Annotated in this window: 21 protein-coding genes; 18 read left to right on the top strand and 3 right to left on the bottom strand. The window is 46.2% G+C overall.

From position 1 onward, the window contains the following. The first annotated feature begins 83 nt into the window (after positions 1–83). From E2R66_RS23785 to E2R66_RS23775, 3 genes are all read left to right on the top strand, one after another. A complete protein-coding gene (locus tag E2R66_RS23785; protein WP_133235658.1) occupies positions 84–335 on the top strand; it encodes a hypothetical protein in 252 nt (83 codons plus the stop codon). 85 nt (positions 336–420) lie between these two features. Beyond that, on the top strand, positions 421–642 hold the full coding sequence (locus tag E2R66_RS23780; protein ID WP_133235660.1) for a hypothetical protein: 222 nt from the start codon (positions 421–423) through the stop codon (positions 640–642). A 19-nt stretch (positions 643–661) separates the two neighbouring features. Continuing rightward, entirely contained in the window at positions 662–2,182 is a 1,521-nt protein-coding gene (locus E2R66_RS23775; protein ID WP_133235662.1) for a serine hydrolase domain-containing protein, read from the top strand. Positions 2,183–2,318: 136 nt separating this feature from the next. Here the strand turns inward: E2R66_RS23775 and E2R66_RS23770 are convergent, their stop codons facing one another. Further along, positions 2,319–2,795: a hypothetical protein gene (locus E2R66_RS23770; protein WP_133235664.1), complete on the bottom strand. Its 477-nt coding sequence runs from the start codon at positions 2,793–2,795 to the stop codon at positions 2,319–2,321. 85 nt (positions 2,796–2,880) lie between these two features. Continuing rightward, positions 2,881–3,720: a sulfite exporter TauE/SafE family protein gene (locus tag E2R66_RS23765; protein WP_133235666.1), complete on the bottom strand. Its 840-nt coding sequence runs from the start codon at positions 3,718–3,720 to the stop codon at positions 2,881–2,883. 161 nt (positions 3,721–3,881) lie between these two features. Between E2R66_RS23765 and E2R66_RS23760 the strand changes: the two genes are divergently transcribed. The 8 genes from E2R66_RS23760 (at position 3,882) to E2R66_RS23725 (ending at position 9,792) form a co-directional block, all read left to right on the top strand. Continuing rightward, complete coding sequence (locus tag E2R66_RS23760; RefSeq protein WP_133235668.1) at positions 3,882–5,720, top strand: UbiD family decarboxylase; 1,839 nt, start codon at positions 3,882–3,884, stop codon at positions 5,718–5,720. A gap of 9 nt (positions 5,721–5,729) precedes the next feature. After that, positions 5,730–6,263: a GNAT family N-acetyltransferase gene (locus E2R66_RS23755; RefSeq protein ID WP_133235670.1), complete on the top strand. Its 534-nt coding sequence runs from the start codon at positions 5,730–5,732 to the stop codon at positions 6,261–6,263. A gap of 347 nt (positions 6,264–6,610) precedes the next feature. Then, positions 6,611–7,048: a peptidylprolyl isomerase gene (locus tag E2R66_RS23750; protein WP_133235672.1), complete on the top strand. Its 438-nt coding sequence runs from the start codon at positions 6,611–6,613 to the stop codon at positions 7,046–7,048. A gap of 161 nt (positions 7,049–7,209) precedes the next feature. After that, positions 7,210–7,722 (top strand): DUF5606 family protein, encoded by a 513-nt coding sequence (locus E2R66_RS23745; RefSeq protein ID WP_133235674.1) that lies wholly within the window; start codon positions 7,210–7,212, stop codon positions 7,720–7,722. Between the two features lie 272 nt (positions 7,723–7,994). Continuing rightward, a complete protein-coding gene (gene tatA / locus E2R66_RS23740) occupies positions 7,995–8,174 on the top strand; it encodes a twin-arginine translocase TatA/TatE family subunit (protein ID WP_133235676.1) in 180 nt (59 codons plus the stop codon). A gap of 169 nt (positions 8,175–8,343) precedes the next feature. Next, positions 8,344–9,069: a hypothetical protein gene (locus tag E2R66_RS23735; protein ID WP_133235678.1), complete on the top strand. Its 726-nt coding sequence runs from the start codon at positions 8,344–8,346 to the stop codon at positions 9,067–9,069. Between the two features lie 117 nt (positions 9,070–9,186). After that, the gene (locus E2R66_RS23730) at positions 9,187–9,390 is read left to right on the top strand and encodes a cysteine-rich CWC family protein (protein WP_133235680.1); all 204 of its coding nucleotides are present in this window, start codon (positions 9,187–9,189) and stop codon (positions 9,388–9,390) included. Between the two features lie 3 nt (positions 9,391–9,393). Continuing rightward, a complete protein-coding gene (locus tag E2R66_RS23725) occupies positions 9,394–9,792 on the top strand; it encodes a hypothetical protein (RefSeq protein WP_133235682.1) in 399 nt (132 codons plus the stop codon). 42 nt (positions 9,793–9,834) lie between these two features. Here the strand turns inward: E2R66_RS23725 and E2R66_RS23720 are convergent, their stop codons facing one another. After that, positions 9,835–10,347 (bottom strand): DUF695 domain-containing protein, encoded by a 513-nt coding sequence (locus tag E2R66_RS23720; protein WP_133235684.1) that lies wholly within the window; start codon positions 10,345–10,347, stop codon positions 9,835–9,837. A 169-nt stretch (positions 10,348–10,516) separates the two neighbouring features. Here E2R66_RS23720 and E2R66_RS23715 point away from each other — a divergent pair, with 169 nt between their 5' ends. The 7 genes from E2R66_RS23715 to E2R66_RS23685 all read left to right on the top strand — a co-directional run bounded on the left by E2R66_RS23715 (position 10,517) and on the right by E2R66_RS23685 (position 13,910). Beyond that, positions 10,517–11,044: a hypothetical protein gene (locus tag E2R66_RS23715; protein WP_133235686.1), complete on the top strand. Its 528-nt coding sequence runs from the start codon at positions 10,517–10,519 to the stop codon at positions 11,042–11,044. Continuing rightward, positions 11,044–11,433 carry a hypothetical protein gene (locus tag E2R66_RS23710; RefSeq protein ID WP_133235688.1) on the top strand — a complete coding sequence of 130 codons (390 nt, stop codon included), beginning with the start codon at positions 11,044–11,046 and terminating at the stop codon, positions 11,431–11,433. Before E2R66_RS23715 ends, E2R66_RS23710 begins: the two co-directional genes overlap by 1 nt. Before the next feature lie 168 nt (positions 11,434–11,601). After that, on the top strand, positions 11,602–11,976 hold the full coding sequence (locus E2R66_RS23705; protein ID WP_133235690.1) for a hypothetical protein: 375 nt from the start codon (positions 11,602–11,604) through the stop codon (positions 11,974–11,976). Positions 11,977–12,154: 178 nt separating this feature from the next. Then, complete coding sequence (gene fabG, locus E2R66_RS23700) at positions 12,155–12,898, top strand: 3-oxoacyl-[acyl-carrier-protein] reductase (protein ID WP_133235692.1); 744 nt, start codon at positions 12,155–12,157, stop codon at positions 12,896–12,898. Between the two features lie 101 nt (positions 12,899–12,999). Beyond that, positions 13,000–13,266 carry a hypothetical protein gene (locus E2R66_RS23695; protein WP_133235694.1) on the top strand — a complete coding sequence of 89 codons (267 nt, stop codon included), beginning with the start codon at positions 13,000–13,002 and terminating at the stop codon, positions 13,264–13,266. A 66-nt stretch (positions 13,267–13,332) separates the two neighbouring features. Then, positions 13,333–13,614: a hypothetical protein gene (locus tag E2R66_RS23690; RefSeq protein WP_133235696.1), complete on the top strand. Its 282-nt coding sequence runs from the start codon at positions 13,333–13,335 to the stop codon at positions 13,612–13,614. Between the two features lie 53 nt (positions 13,615–13,667). Then, on the top strand, positions 13,668–13,910 hold the full coding sequence (locus tag E2R66_RS23685) for a DUF3253 domain-containing protein (protein WP_133235698.1): 243 nt from the start codon (positions 13,668–13,670) through the stop codon (positions 13,908–13,910). The last annotated feature ends 53 nt before the right edge of the window (positions 13,911–13,963 follow it).

Below are 13,963 nucleotides of genomic sequence, written 5' to 3'. Positions count from 1 at the left end.
CTTTGAAAGGTAGCAGAATAGCAAATTGAAAACCTCTCGTCGAAATCGCTAATTTCCTTATGTATTTTTTGTAGATTTATTTTATGGAAAATTTAGTTAGGCAATATTTCTACTTAGAAGAGCAAATTGACAACATTGGTTATCATCTGAGCTTTTATAACAATATGGGCGAGTCTAAATACAGCGAAGAAATTGTTGTTGCAAATAGGGATTTGGAGAAGAAAAAATCAGAACTGAACGAAGTAGTTAAACTTTTGGAAGAAGAGAATGAAAAAGCTGGAAATATCAGAGTTAATTTGATTAAAGTTATACAAGGCTTTATTAGATCAATTTAATTCATCTAAAGAAAAAGGGCTTTTACAAACGCTTGAGCAAGGATTAATAATTCCAGCATACCTTTTTTGGAAAATCTTAAGAGATGTGAAGGACACCTTGGATGGAAGTGGATATCCTGTTACAGGGCTTACAATAGGAGTCAACAATTGGTCGTCTGAAGGTTTTGAATCTATTTTAGAATCTGCTGTTGAGCAGTTATGTAAAGACGATTTTCGTTGTCTCAAACAACCAATAGATTTTTTTAAGTTCCTTGCAGAACAATTTAAAAAGGAGTTCGAACTTATTGACCCAAGAAAGCAACATTAAAATAATGTAACACACCACCATGCGCAAATACCTCTGCCTCCTTTTACTGCTCCCCACATTAGCCATTGCCCAATACAAACCGGCTACCTTTACCGACCCTGATAGGCTCAAAAAGATACAAGCCACCTTTCCGGTTATCGACCAGCTGTATAAAGATTATGCCGAAAAAAACCACTGGCCCGGCACGGCTTACGGGATTGTAGTAGATGGCAAACTGGTGCATACCGGGGGGATAGGCTATACCGATATTGCCAATAAAATACCGGTTACCGCTACGTCTGAGTTCCGTATTGCCAGTATGACCAAGAGCCTCACCGCTATGGCGATATTGAAATTGCGCGATGAAGGTAAGTTAAAGTTGGATGACCCCGCCTATCTTTACATCCCCGAAATGAGGGGAACGAAGTATTTAACCAAAGATGCCACACCCATCACCATCAAAAACCTGCTTACCCATACCGCCGGTTACCCCGAAGACAACCCCTGGGGCGACAGGCAACTGGCCGTGAGCGATGCACAGCTGATTGCCATTTATAAAAAAGGCGTGCAGTTTTCTACCAACCCCGGCCTGGGCTACGAATACAGCAATCTTGGGTTTGCTACGCTGGGTTACATCATCAAAAAAGTAAGCGGTAAAACTTACGAGCAGTACATAACCGATAATATTTTAAAGCCCCTGGGCATGCTGCATACCTATTGGGAATATACCAAAGTGCCCAAAGACAAACTGGCCCACGGTTACCGCTGGCTCGACGGGCAATGGGTTGAGCAGCCCCTGCTGCACGATGGTGCATATGGCGCTATGGGCGGGCTGATCACCAGCATAGAAGATTTTAGCAAATACATGGCCCTGCACCTGGATGCCTGGCCACCGAGGGACGATGTGGATAAAGGTCCGGTTAAGCGCAGTTCGATACGCGAGATGCAATACCCATGGGATGTGAACTATTTGACCGCCAATGCCAAAACCCCAACGGGCAGGCCATGCCCCAATGTGACGGCCTATGCTTACGGACTACGCTGGATGAAGGATTGCGACAACCACATCTACGTGGGCCATACCGGTGGCCTACCCGGCTTCGGCAGCCAGTGGAATGTAATGCCCGATTATGGCGTGGGCATCGTATCATTCGGCAACGTAACTTATGCACGCGCTGCACCTATCAATAACGCTGCACTGGATACCCTGTTGATGCTGTCGGGCATCAGGCCGCGCGTATTGCCGCCATCTGCTATCCTTAACCAGCGCAAAGCCGAGCTGCTAAAAGTTATTGCCGATTGGAGCACCGCCAAAGCCAGCGGCATATTTGCCGATAATTTCTTCCTGGATTACTTCCCAGATAAACTGAAGATAGCTGCGGCAGATGCATTTGCCAAAGCTGGGAAAACGGTAAGCATAGGCGATATTGTGGCAGAGAACCAGTTGCGTGGTTATTTCATCATTAAAGGCGAGCAAGCCAACGTCCGCGTGAGCTTTACCCTCACGCCCGAAAACCCGCCGCCGATACAGGAGTATCATTTGGACTTAGTAACTCCTTAGTCATCAATTCTTTCCTTTGCGTCATTGCGAGGAACGAAGCAATCTCCCGATAAGCAGGGCGGATTTGCAAAGCGGCTCTGCATGCGTATAGATTGCTTCGTTCCTCGCAATGACGGAGAAAAAAGGCCGCTAACCACTATGAGCTTCCATTCACCGCAAAGCTCATCACCGTCTTGGTATCCAGGTTTATTTTGATATTGAAAAAGCAAGGGCCACCATCCAGTATCATCACTACGCCTTTGCGCCAGTGCCGTTTTTCGTAAGGGGTACAAAAGCAATTTACCCATACTTCTTTCTGCCCGCTGGCGTTGGTGGCCGCTATGATTTGCTTGTAATATTTGCGCGGATTATCTATGCCGTTCTTGGATTGTTTATTATGCTCCGTAACGGTTACGGAGATAATTTTCTCTATCATTTTAATTTCTTCGGCAGAAATCGTTGTGGGTTTAAAATTCGGGTTGAAAATAAAGCCATCGCGACCGAGGTTAAAAAGCAACACGGCATAGCGCGAGGTATCTATTTTGGCCGTATCTGCCATGGCAAAGTTCGCCAATGGCGGATTGGATTTGGCTTGGGAGGGGAGCATGAAAGCGAGCAGCAGCAATAAGTTCATTGGCCTGGTGGTATACCAGTTCAACGCGCTAAGTGCTTTATTGTTGCAGAAATAATACGGAATGGAGTACTCCTCCTGAAGTGCGCTATATCCTGCCGTTAATGCCGTTGTATATCATCTGGCCCGCCAAAAACGTAACCACAATGGCAAACACCCAGCGCAACCAGCCCGAAGATTTGGTATGCACCAGTATTTTAGATCCGGTGAGCGCCCCAAGCAAAACGCCTATCACCACCGGCATGGATATGCCGGGTTCTATATATCCCCTTTGCAGGTAAACTACGGCACTGGCGGCAGCGGTAACGCCAATCATAAAATTGCTGGTGGTGGTTGATACCTTAAAGGGTATCTTCATAATGGTATCCATCGCAATAACCTTCAGCGCGCCCGAGCCGATGCCCAGCAGGCCCGATATCACCCCGGCAAACAGCATCATAAAAAAACCACCGCCAACGCGCGTAACGCCGTAAGGGATTTGGTTGCCGTCGCCATCGGGGTAGTGGCCGCTTAGTTTTAGCTTTTGGGCAAGCGGGCTGGGTTGCAATACGGTTGCTTCGGCCTTTTTGCGCAACGACATAATTGCCGAGAAGATGAGGATCACCCCAAATAAAACAGCTATATACTGCGTGGGAATATAGATGGCCAGCATAGCCCCTGCCAATGCGCCGCAGGTTGTGGCTATCTCTAAAAACATGCCGAGGCGAATATTGGTAATGCCTTCTTTAACATAAGCCGCCGCAGAACCGCTGGAGGTAGCAATAACCGAAACCAGCGATGCGCCGATAGCATAATGGATATCTACGCCCAGTAAAAGCGTAAGTAAGGGAATAATAACCACGCCGCCGCCAAGCCCCGTAAGCGAACCCAAAAGACCCGCAAAGTAAGAGCCGACAAGGATGATCAGCGTAAAAAGAATTACCGACATAGGCGCGGATTGCTGTTTAAGGCGGTAAAAGTAAGATAAAAAAGTAGACAGCATTTGACCGCGCCGCTATTTTTTATCATCGCAAAACCACATCTTTTATTATTGGCCTGATATTCCGCACTGTGTAATATCTTTGAGCCACTAATCCCTCAGCCATTTTTATGGGTTACAAAAGCTTACAAGACTGCATTACCGACCTTGAAAACCACAGGCACCTCATTCGCATAAAAGAGGAGGTTGACCCTTACCTGAAAATGGCGGCGATACACCTCCGCGTATTCGAAAACGCGGGGCCTGCCATCCTGTTCGAGAACGTGAAGGGAAGCAAATTCCCGGCGGTATCCAACCTGTTCGGCACGCTGGATAGGTCGAGATTTATCTTCAGGGACACGCTTGATAAGATAAAAACCCTGGTCGATATCAAGAACGATCCGATAAAGGCCATCAAGCACCCTTTTAAATATGCCAATACGGCGCTTACTGCGCTCTCTGCCTTGCCTATGAAAGTAGGTAAAAGCGCACCTGTCAATTTCGGGCGCACCACTATCGGCGAGATTCCGCAGATTGTGAACTGGCCAAAAGATGGCGGTCCCTTTGTAACCATGCCCCAGGTTTATACGGAGGATGCGGATACGCCCGGCATTATGAACGCCAACCTGGGCATGTACCGCATACAGCTTGGCGGCAACGATTACATCCCCGATAAAGAAATAGGCCTGCATTACCAGTTGCACCGCGGTATTGGCGTGCATCAGACCAAGGCAAACGCAAAAGGCCAGCCGCTTAAGGTGAGCATATTTGTGGGTGGGCCGCCGTCTCACCCCGTTGCTGCCGTAATGCCACTGCCCGAAGGTTTATCCGAGATGACTTTTGCCGGGGCCTTGGGCAACCGCCGCTTCCGTTATTTTTACGATGCCGAGGGTTTCTGCATATCTGCCGATGCCGATTTTGTGATTACCGGCACCGTTATGCCCATGGAAAATAAACCCGAGGGCCCCTTTGGCGATCACCTGGGTTACTATAGCCTGGTCCACCCATTCCCGCTGCTCAAGGTGCATAACGTTTACCACCGTAAGGATGCCATTTGGAGTTTCACGGTAGTAGGTAGGCCACCGCAGGAAGATACCAGCTTCGGCGCACTGATACACGAGATAACCGGCAGCGCCATCCCTAAGGAAATACCCGGCCTGCATGCCGTAAACGCCGTGGATGCGGCAGGTGTACACCCACTATTGTTTGCCATCGGTAGCGAGCGTTATACGCCGTATGTAAAAGAGCGCCACCCGCAGGAAATTATAACGATAGCCAACCATATTTTGGGCAAAGGGCAATTGAGCCTGGCCAAATACCTGTTCATCGCGGCTAAAGAGGATGACCCTACGCTGGATGTGAACGATGTAGGCGGTTTCCTGAAACATATCTTGCAACGGATAGACCTTACGCGCGACCTGCACTTCCAAACCAAAACTTCTATTGATACGCTCGATTACAGCGGCGAGGGCCTCAACAGCGGCAGTAAAGTAGCCATTACCGTTGCGGGCGATATCAAACGCGAGCTTTGGAGCGAAATGCCGGCATCGTTTAGTCTGCCCCGCCCATTTGTAAACCATAAAATGGTGATGCCCGGCGTGCTGGCGGTAGAAGTACCCAAGAACATTCGCGCAAGCGATATGCCCCTGATGCTGGAATTTATGCAGGAGCACCTCGGTGAAATGGATTTATCTGGTCTGCCGCTGATGGTGCTATGCGACGATGCTGCTTTTGTGGCTCAAACCATCAACAATTTTGTATGGGTTACCTTTACGCGCAGCAATCCATCGCACGATATTTACGGCATCAACAGCTTTACCGAAAACAAACACTGGGGCTGTCATGGCCCGCTGATGATTGATGCCCGCATAAAGCCGCACCATGCCCCCGAATTGATAAAAGACCCTGAGGTTGAAAAACTGGTAGATGAGATGGGGGCCAAAGGTGGCGCTTTGCACGGGATCATCTAACCAGGTATAATGAAAATCTTTGAACTCGAATCAACCAAATTAGAGAACGAACTGGTAGCATTGCAGTTGTTGCAAGAGCGCGATTTTGAAAGGTTGTACGAAGTAGCCTCCGACCCGATGATATGGGAACTGCACCCGGTTAAAGACCGCTATAAAAAGGAGGTGTTCCGGCTTTACTTTAATGATGCCGTGGCATCGCAGAGCGCTTTCCTGGTTATAGACAAAGCAACCAGCGATATTATTGGCTGCACGCGATTGTACAATTACTTGCCTGCGCAATCCAGCGTGGCTATCGGCTACACCTTCCTGGCCCGTAATTATTGGGGCGGAGCTTACAACTCGGCGATGAAAAGCTTATTGATGGAACACTTATTCAAAACTGTTGACAATGTACTGTTCCATATTGCGGCTACCAATATCCGCTCGCAAAAAGCTACCTGTAAGCTGGGCGCAGTGAAAGTAAACGAGGTCGATTTCGACCATTATGGTACAAAGCTATTGCATTACGAGTACCTGGTAAAGAAGAGCGATTATTATAAATAGCCGATAGCTTGCCGCACTCCGCCGAGAAATGAGGGTCACACTTTGCCGCGTTAGCGATTGCAGCGGAAAACCCACAGCCGCGGGTGGGCTTATGAGCGTAGGAAAGGGCGAGGATTTGCAGCGGAAAGCGCGGGCCGCAGGCAACGCCCAAAATATTCTACAAGGAATTACTACATTCAGGCACGCAGCACATCAGACTTACTAAAACTAATACCGTTAAGATTTGACAAATCTAAAAAGTTGTCAAATCCAATTCCTCAATCGCCGTGGCGCGCCTTTCCTATACCTCTCACCCTATTTTGGTTTGTGCTTCTTTTATTTAACTTTGCACCCTATTAAAAAATAAGATGAGCAAAGCAATAATCAAAACCGAAAAAGGCGACATGACTGTTGAGTTTTTCGACAAGGATGCCCCTAACACCGTAGCTAACTTCCTGAAGCTGGCTAAATCCGGTTTTTACGATAACGTTACCTTTCACCGCGTTATCCCTAACTTTATGGTTCAGGGTGGCGACCCAACCGGTACCGGTGCAGGTGGCGCAGGTTACAAAATAGATTGCGAGCTAACCGGCGAAAACCAATACCACGATCGTGGCGTACTTTCTATGGCACATGCTGGCCGCAACACCGGCAGCTCACAGTTTTTCATCTGCCACAGCCGTGCAAATACCGCGCATTTAGACCGTAACCACACCGTATTTGGTAAGGTTGTTGAAAATGTTGACGTGGTTGACGATATACGCCAGGGCGATAAAATTTTAGGCGTAGAAGTAATTGAGGATTAGTTAAAAAAGTTAGAAAGGTTGGAAAAGTTAAAGTAGTTGCAGAGGTTTTAAAATTCAGGTAGGCTAATTAGTTGGAAAGAAATTTTTGACCTTTTTAACCCTTCTAACCTCTCTAACTCCTTCTAACTTTTCTAACCCTTTTAACATTTCACAACATACATATGAATTTACAGGGAATTGTTGCCGTATCGGGCAAGCCGGGTTTATGGAAAGCGCTTGCGCAAAACAAAACCGGTTACGTTTTAGAAAGCCTTGATGCGCAAAAAACCAAGCTGATTGTTAACCTCAGCACTGCTAAGCTTGCCGCATTGAACGAGATAACCATCTTCGGGCTCGATGAAGACATTAAACTGGTCGACGTACTGGAGCGTATGAAAACTGCAGAAGGTCTGCCATCTGTAAAGGATGATGCCAAGGTAATGCGCAAGTACTTCCGCGAAGTTGCGCCTGATCATGATGAAGAGAAGGTGTATGGCAGCGATATGAAGAAAATCATCAGCTGGTTCCTGATATTGAAAGATATGCCTTTGTTTAGCGAAGTAGTTGCCGCCGCACCTGTTGCTGAAGAAGCACCGGTTGCAGAGGAAGAAGTTGCAGCGGCAGAAGCAGTAGCAGAAACGCCTGCCGAAGCGCCGAAAGCAAAAGCTAAAAAGCCTGCGGCTAAGAAAGCATAAGGGCCAACAAATCCCTCCAGGTGGCGGCGTACACGCCGCAAAATACCATAAGGCCCCGGTAGTGAATGCTATCGGGGCTTTACGCTGTGTGTTGGTCTGCATCATTTTCCCATCGGATGGTAATGACGTGGTGCAAGAGGACGGAAACTGCTGCTAAGCGATATTGACGTTTAATTCCGGTGAAGCAAACTTTTATTTAAAAATTGCCGTTATTAAAATCGTATCTCCGTTATTTGCGTATATACATGTACATTCACCAATAAAAAAACACCATGGGATTAGGAGCACCGGAAATCATTTTAATATTAGTTGCCATTTTGCTATTATTCGGCGGTAAAAAAATACCCGAAATGATGCGCGGCCTGGGCAAAGGCATGAAAGACTTTAAAGAAGCGCAAAATGAAGATGCCGGCAAACCAATACCCGTGCCGGTTAAAGATAACAACGCTTAATACTACTTTACCAAAGGCCCCAACCGGGGCCTTTGGTATTTAACATCCATTTATGGATTGTTATTTGATTGCAATGATTCTTCCGGGTTAATCTTTTGAATTATTTTTCCTCAAAATGGAAATAATTGTGTTAATTAGGCAATAAGTATTATACAACCTAATCACGCAAATGGCCCCCCAAATCAAACCGCGCACTAAACGTTGCGTAGCTACCCTCTCCCTGGTTTTATCCCTGTTTATTTTTTGCAAGGCGCATGCGCAAACACGCGGCATGAATGCCGACGGCGATGTACTTAGCGGCAGCAACCGCAGCAGCGGCGGCGCTGTGCGGCAGGATGGCTGGCTTATTGCCTTCAACGGCGGGTACGAATCGCCCATGGGCGATTTAAAAGACAGCTATAAAGGCTCGCCAACTTTCGGGTTTAGTGTAATGCGCAGGATGGACCACCTGCTATACTCAGGAACAATTGATTACCGCAGCTATAAACCCCTGGCCGACAAAATACAGATCAGCTACGATGGTACCGATTATTACGGCGCAACTTTTAGCAATTACAAGGGCATCGGCGCCTACCTGGGTATTGCTTATGAACTATCGGCAGGCGATATCAACTTTTATGGCGGCGTAAACGGCGGTTTTGTATTGGTGAGTTATAAAATAACGGTAGATGATACCAATTTTTCCAGTATCGAATCGTTATCGAACGGCCAGTCCACCTATATCGCCCCCAAAGTGGGCTTCAACTTTATGTTGAGCAATAATATAGGTATAGCTGTGGAGGGCCGTTATAGCCTGGGCGTAGTTGGTGGCAATTATAATACACGTTCGGGTGGAAGCACCACACCAGGCTTTAACTCGGTGGCCGGCAATTTATTCCTTACCTATAGTTTTTAATAATTTCCGCATAATTGCCTTAGGATAACAAAGACCCCGATATTGCAAAGTATCGGGGCCTTTTACGTTCGTGTGATAAACAGCAATTTTTTCTTTCCGACTTTCGGGACTTAAAATATGATTTCTGCCAAACACGAAATATTAAGCTGCGACCGCTGTCAAAGCCGTTTTGAATGCAAGGCCAATGCCTACACCAAATGCCAGTGCAGTAAAGTGCAGCTCAGTATCAATGAAGTGCAATACGTAAGCGAATTGTACGATGGCTGCCTTTGTGCCAATTGCTTGCTGGAACTGCAGCAGGAATATCAGGAAAGTTTATAAATTATGCCTCCATTCAGCCTCAATATACCTTGTGCTTTTGATAAGGCTTACGCCGTTAACATCGAAGACGATGGGCGTGTAGCGTACGCTTATCTCACTTTTTATGGCGATGTAGTGTCAGACGTGTGGCTTTACAATCGTTTACCCGCCCCTGTAGATGCTTTCTTCAATGCGGAGGACGGGCAACCGCTAAATCCGGATGAATACATAAAACCTGGTATTACGGTAAAACCCATAGCTGCTGAGGCAGATATTACCTGCGAATGGGACGAAAGTAAAGACGGCGATGTTGAAGTGGCTATACTGCTGCACGGGAAATTTATAGCCGAACTGTTGCCCGGAGCTAAACCAGGTTCTTCAGTTTTGGTGGCGAAAGATGGTCCACTGGCGTTGGTGTATTGATTTGAAGAAACCCAATACATTCGCTGCTTATGCTTTACAGCATTATTTGCTTAAAAAAGAGTTAACGATGGCCCAATTCGGGTCCTGTTTAATCTCAAACGCAAAATCACGAGCGCGACCTTTTTTATCAACCTCTTTTTTCAAAAATTGATACACCTTTTCAGGTTCATCAAGGTACACGTATATGTCTAAAAAAGAATCATTATACAGGTGCCCAATGTAATGGGCAGTAGCAAGTTGCCGAATGTGGCTCAGCAACTCATCTTCGAATTTATTGCAGATATCTGATTCTGATTGAAGCGGTAAACCGTTTTTTGTAACATGTTTCAAATCGAGGCCGATATTAATGGTTAAACACCATGTATATGATGCTTTTTTATCGAAATCCTTATAACCCCTGTTGAAAGAACCAATTGCAGGTCTGCCATCAGCTAATTTGCCTTCCAAAACAGCAAATTTTTCTACCGGGAAAACCGTGCCTGTGGTTTGGCCTTTACAGGTAAATGCGTATGATAGAAACGCTATCGAAATAATGGTTGTCGTTATGGTTTTCATCGCTGTTATTATCTTACGGCCCAGCAAAGATAATTTATTGTGCACAATAAGGGGAGATTTCGATAGTTCTCAAAGAGTTATTGAACCTGAATAATCGCCGGTAGGGCTACCTGCTTTTGTACTTCGATTTTAATACCTTTATCTCGTAACCGTATTAAACTAATTCTCAATGAAACGATTGTCCGTACTCATAATTACCCTGCTTGCGTTTGGCACATTAAACAAACTCAATGCGCAAGTATTAACCAAATACGGCGATAACGTAAGCACGCTGGATGGCATGATGAAGGCCTACTACGATGTGGTAACGGTAAAAAAAGGCGAGAAGCCAAGCTACCAGCGCGACAGCAGTCTCCATATTCCCGACCCACGCTGCGGCATGGTACGTACCAAAAACGACGGTACAAAAGTGCTGGAATATATGACGCTGAAAGAGTTCCATAAACGCAGCGACGAGTTTTTGACGCAGGAAGGCTTTGTAGAGAAGGAAATAGGCCGTAAGGTAGAGCAGTTCGGTAACGTGTACCACGTATGGAGTACGTACGAAAGCCGCAACACCCCCGATGGCCCTGTGATAGAACGCGGCATCAACAGTATAGAAATGTATAACGATGGCAAGCGTTTCTGGATTATTGCCTGGTATTTCGACGAGGAGAGCAAAACCAACCCCATACCCGCCGAATACCTCAAGTATTAATGATGAGAGAAAAGTTCACACTAAAGGCCGATGAAAGTCTGCTAAGGCAGTTAATAGCTAATGAAATAAGCCCGTCGGCATTTTTTGCAACGCTGTTCGGCCAAAAGCAAAGTGCCCATTACCGCGCCATGTGCGAAGGGTTAGTGGCCTACCACAACAAAGATGGCGGCTCGCCCGAGGTAACGGAGTTTGAAATTACCGATAGCGGCTTCAAGCCGGAGAAAAGCGAAGGCTACCTGAAATGCAAATTCGGCATACATTTCCACTACACGTGCTCTGATGTGCATAACGATGCCAACGACACCATCCGCTGGGATTTTATTCTGGATGAAGCAACCAACACTATCCGGTTCACAGGAGAAGAGCCTTGGGTGAGAGATGCGGAGTGAGCTTTATTATTATGCCCTTATGCTATGTCTCAGTTAAGTTCGCTTCTCTTTATTAATTATTTGCTAAAGTTGTTATAGGTATTATACTATTGAGTAATATAAGCTTACCTTAGTATAACCAAAGCGGTAGCACTTCTACCATTTATAAACCTTTAAATTAATACAAAAATGAGAAACAAACTATTCTACGGCCTTGTAATGGTCATTGTTTTGGCATGCTTTTATTCGTTCACTGTGGTTAAACTGGTGCCTGTTAAACCAACAAAAAAGGCAGCTGTTGCACGTAAGTTCACCTGCAACGCTACAGTTACTTTCGTTAGCAAAGTGTACAACGGGGATGGCACCGTAACCGTAACCTGGAGCGGTACTAACGCCAGCTATTACACTTACGGTGGTTATTATCGTTGCAATACTTCCGGAGGTTTTGGCACTACTACTTACAGCACCTCTGTAACCATCCCGGTTAATTGCGGAGGCACCTTAAATGTGACTGCCCGTTGTTCGGACGGCTCTTTAGGTACATATTTTAATACTACATTCTAAAATTACATTGAAACCGCTTTGATAACCAAGCCCGTAGAAAGTCCCCCATTTCTATGGACTTGATTTAAATAACCCTCCGTCTACTTCCCAGCTTTTCTTGTCCGCATAGCAGATTCCTGCACTTTTCCATCTTTCTAAAAAATCCGTACTTTCGCCAACCATAAACTCATACTCAATTATGAAATTATTAGAAGGAAAAACCGCGCTGATAACCGGTGCATCAAAAGGTATAGGCCGTAAAATAGCCGAGAAATTTGCCGAGCATGGCGCAAACGTTGCATTCACCTACCTCTCTTCGGTAGAAAAAGGGCAGGCACTGGAAACCGAACTGCAAAGCTTCGGCACGCAGGTAAAAGGTTACCGCAGCGATGCCTCTAAATTCGACGAGGCCGAAAAACTGATCAACGACATCGTAGCCGATTTTGGCAAATTAGATATTGTAGTAAACAACGCCGGTATCACCAAAGATGGCCTGCTGATGCGCATGACAGAAGAAGCCTGGGACGAAGTGTTGGATGTGAACCTGAAATCCATCTTCAACGTAACCAAGGCGGCTTCAAAAATTATGATGAAGGCCCGCAAAGGTGTATTTATCAATATGAGCTCGGTAGTAGGGGTGCAGGGCAATGCCGGCCAGGCCAACTATGCAGCATCAAAGGCAGGTATTATCGGTTTCTCCAAATCCATTGCCAAAGAATTAGGCTCGCGCAATATCCGCACCAACGTGGTGGCCCCGGGCTTTATCCGCACCGAAATGACCGACGTGCTCGACCCTAAAGTAGTAGAAGGCTGGGCAGCGGCCATCCCCCTGAAACGTGCCGGCGAAGTAGAAGACGTGGCCAACGCCTGCGTGTTCCTGGCATCAGATATGGCAGCCTACATCACCGGGCAGGTAATACCTGTGGATGGCGGGATGTTGTAGAAAATTGTAGAGACGCGATACTTCGCGTCTTCTTAAAAAAAGCCAAAAGTTGCAAGGAGCGGCTTTTGGCTTTTTTGTTTTATATTGGTACAAACAATCCTATGCGTAAGTATTTAGTACTGATTTCGGTTATGTTCTTATTCGCCTGTGGGCGTAAAGAAACTACACAATCCTTTGTACCGCCTGAGGCTAGTGAGATAAATGAAGTGGTAAGAGCAGTTATAGAACAGGATAGCTTATCAGCAAAAGACGTACCATTAGATATCGCTTTAAAAAAGCTCCAAGTTGTTTTTATAGCGGCAGATAAAAACGGCGTGCCATCCGCCCCCGACTGGAGTGTCTTCTCCATAAAGGGCAGATTGCCTTAAGGGCGTAGTAGCAGGAACATTTTTATCAATAGAGATTCAACTTATTTACTTTTCCAAAATGATACCTTGAAAACATTTAATCTTGATAAATCATTTTCAAAGCTGATTAATCTTACCGATACGCTGGAGATTAAAAAGAATAGTTTAACTGAAAATGGGTTGCCAAAGTTTGGTGGCAATTGCTATTACACCATCACAATCCCGATTTTTTCTCTTGACCACAATATGGCGTATGTTCAACAATCCATGCTATGTAACTTTCTAGGCGGCGGTGCCAGCGGAATTTATTTAAGTAAAATAAATGGCAAGTGGAAAATAGTACGACGTGTGGGGTTGTGGATAAGTTGACCACTCGTTTTAGACAAGATAATACGTCATACCGCTGGCCACGCCAATGAGTAATGCCCACCATCCCCCAAGCCATTCTCGCCAAAGCCATTCAGCGTGGCCCTGATAAAAGCACCTGCCCCTCCGAGATTGCCCGGGAATTGTTCCCTGCCGACTGGCGCAAGCACATGCAGGAGGTAAGGGATGCCGCTATCGAATTGCAACAGGAAGGCAAGGTTAGCATCACCCAAAAAGGAAGGCCCGTTGATACTGAAAATATCATAGGGCCTGTCCGTATAAAAATGAATAGTCCGTAGAGACGCGATACATCGCGTCTTTTTTACCCGTTATACACCGCCGAAAACTCCCC

This window comes from Mucilaginibacter psychrotolerans, assembly GCF_004519315.1.
Classification (GTDB): Bacteria; Bacteroidota; Bacteroidia; order Sphingobacteriales; family Sphingobacteriaceae; genus Mucilaginibacter; species Mucilaginibacter psychrotolerans.
This window is presented reverse-complemented; position numbering and strand designations above follow the sequence as displayed.

Excerpts from the sequence above, each read along its gene's own strand:
- tatA (WP_133235676.1), top strand. The coding sequence starts at position 7,995 with ATGGGATTAGGAGCACCGGAAATCATTTTAATATTAGTTGCCATTTTG.
- E2R66_RS23755 (WP_133235670.1), top strand. The coding sequence starts at position 5,730 with ATGAAAATCTTTGAACTCGAATCAACCAAATTAGAGAACGAACTGGTA.
- E2R66_RS23730 (WP_133235680.1), top strand. The coding sequence starts at position 9,187 with ATGATTTCTGCCAAACACGAAATATTAAGCTGCGACCGCTGTCAAAGC.
- E2R66_RS23720 (WP_133235684.1), bottom strand. The coding sequence starts at position 10,347 with ATGAAAACCATAACGACAACCATTATTTCGATAGCGTTTCTATCATAC.
- E2R66_RS23760 (WP_133235668.1), top strand. The coding sequence starts at position 3,882 with ATGGGTTACAAAAGCTTACAAGACTGCATTACCGACCTTGAAAACCAC.
- E2R66_RS23710 (WP_133235688.1), top strand. The coding sequence starts at position 11,044 with ATGATGAGAGAAAAGTTCACACTAAAGGCCGATGAAAGTCTGCTAAGG.
- E2R66_RS23715 (WP_133235686.1), top strand. The coding sequence starts at position 10,517 with ATGAAACGATTGTCCGTACTCATAATTACCCTGCTTGCGTTTGGCACA.
- fabG (WP_133235692.1), top strand. The coding sequence starts at position 12,155 with ATGAAATTATTAGAAGGAAAAACCGCGCTGATAACCGGTGCATCAAAA.
- E2R66_RS23735 (WP_133235678.1), top strand. The coding sequence starts at position 8,344 with ATGGCCCCCCAAATCAAACCGCGCACTAAACGTTGCGTAGCTACCCTC.
- E2R66_RS23685 (WP_133235698.1), top strand. The coding sequence starts at position 13,668 with ATGCCCACCATCCCCCAAGCCATTCTCGCCAAAGCCATTCAGCGTGGC.
- E2R66_RS23725 (WP_133235682.1), top strand. The coding sequence starts at position 9,394 with ATGCCTCCATTCAGCCTCAATATACCTTGTGCTTTTGATAAGGCTTAC.
- E2R66_RS23745 (WP_133235674.1), top strand. The coding sequence starts at position 7,210 with ATGAATTTACAGGGAATTGTTGCCGTATCGGGCAAGCCGGGTTTATGG.
- E2R66_RS23785 (WP_133235658.1), top strand. The coding sequence starts at position 84 with ATGGAAAATTTAGTTAGGCAATATTTCTACTTAGAAGAGCAAATTGAC.
- E2R66_RS23750 (WP_133235672.1), top strand. The coding sequence starts at position 6,611 with ATGAGCAAAGCAATAATCAAAACCGAAAAAGGCGACATGACTGTTGAG.
- E2R66_RS23775 (WP_133235662.1), top strand. The coding sequence starts at position 662 with ATGCGCAAATACCTCTGCCTCCTTTTACTGCTCCCCACATTAGCCATT.
- E2R66_RS23765 (WP_133235666.1), bottom strand. The coding sequence starts at position 3,720 with ATGTCGGTAATTCTTTTTACGCTGATCATCCTTGTCGGCTCTTACTTT.
- E2R66_RS23770 (WP_133235664.1), bottom strand. The coding sequence starts at position 2,795 with ATGAACTTATTGCTGCTGCTCGCTTTCATGCTCCCCTCCCAAGCCAAA.
- E2R66_RS23695 (WP_133235694.1), top strand. The coding sequence starts at position 13,000 with ATGCGTAAGTATTTAGTACTGATTTCGGTTATGTTCTTATTCGCCTGT.
- E2R66_RS23705 (WP_133235690.1), top strand. The coding sequence starts at position 11,602 with ATGAGAAACAAACTATTCTACGGCCTTGTAATGGTCATTGTTTTGGCA.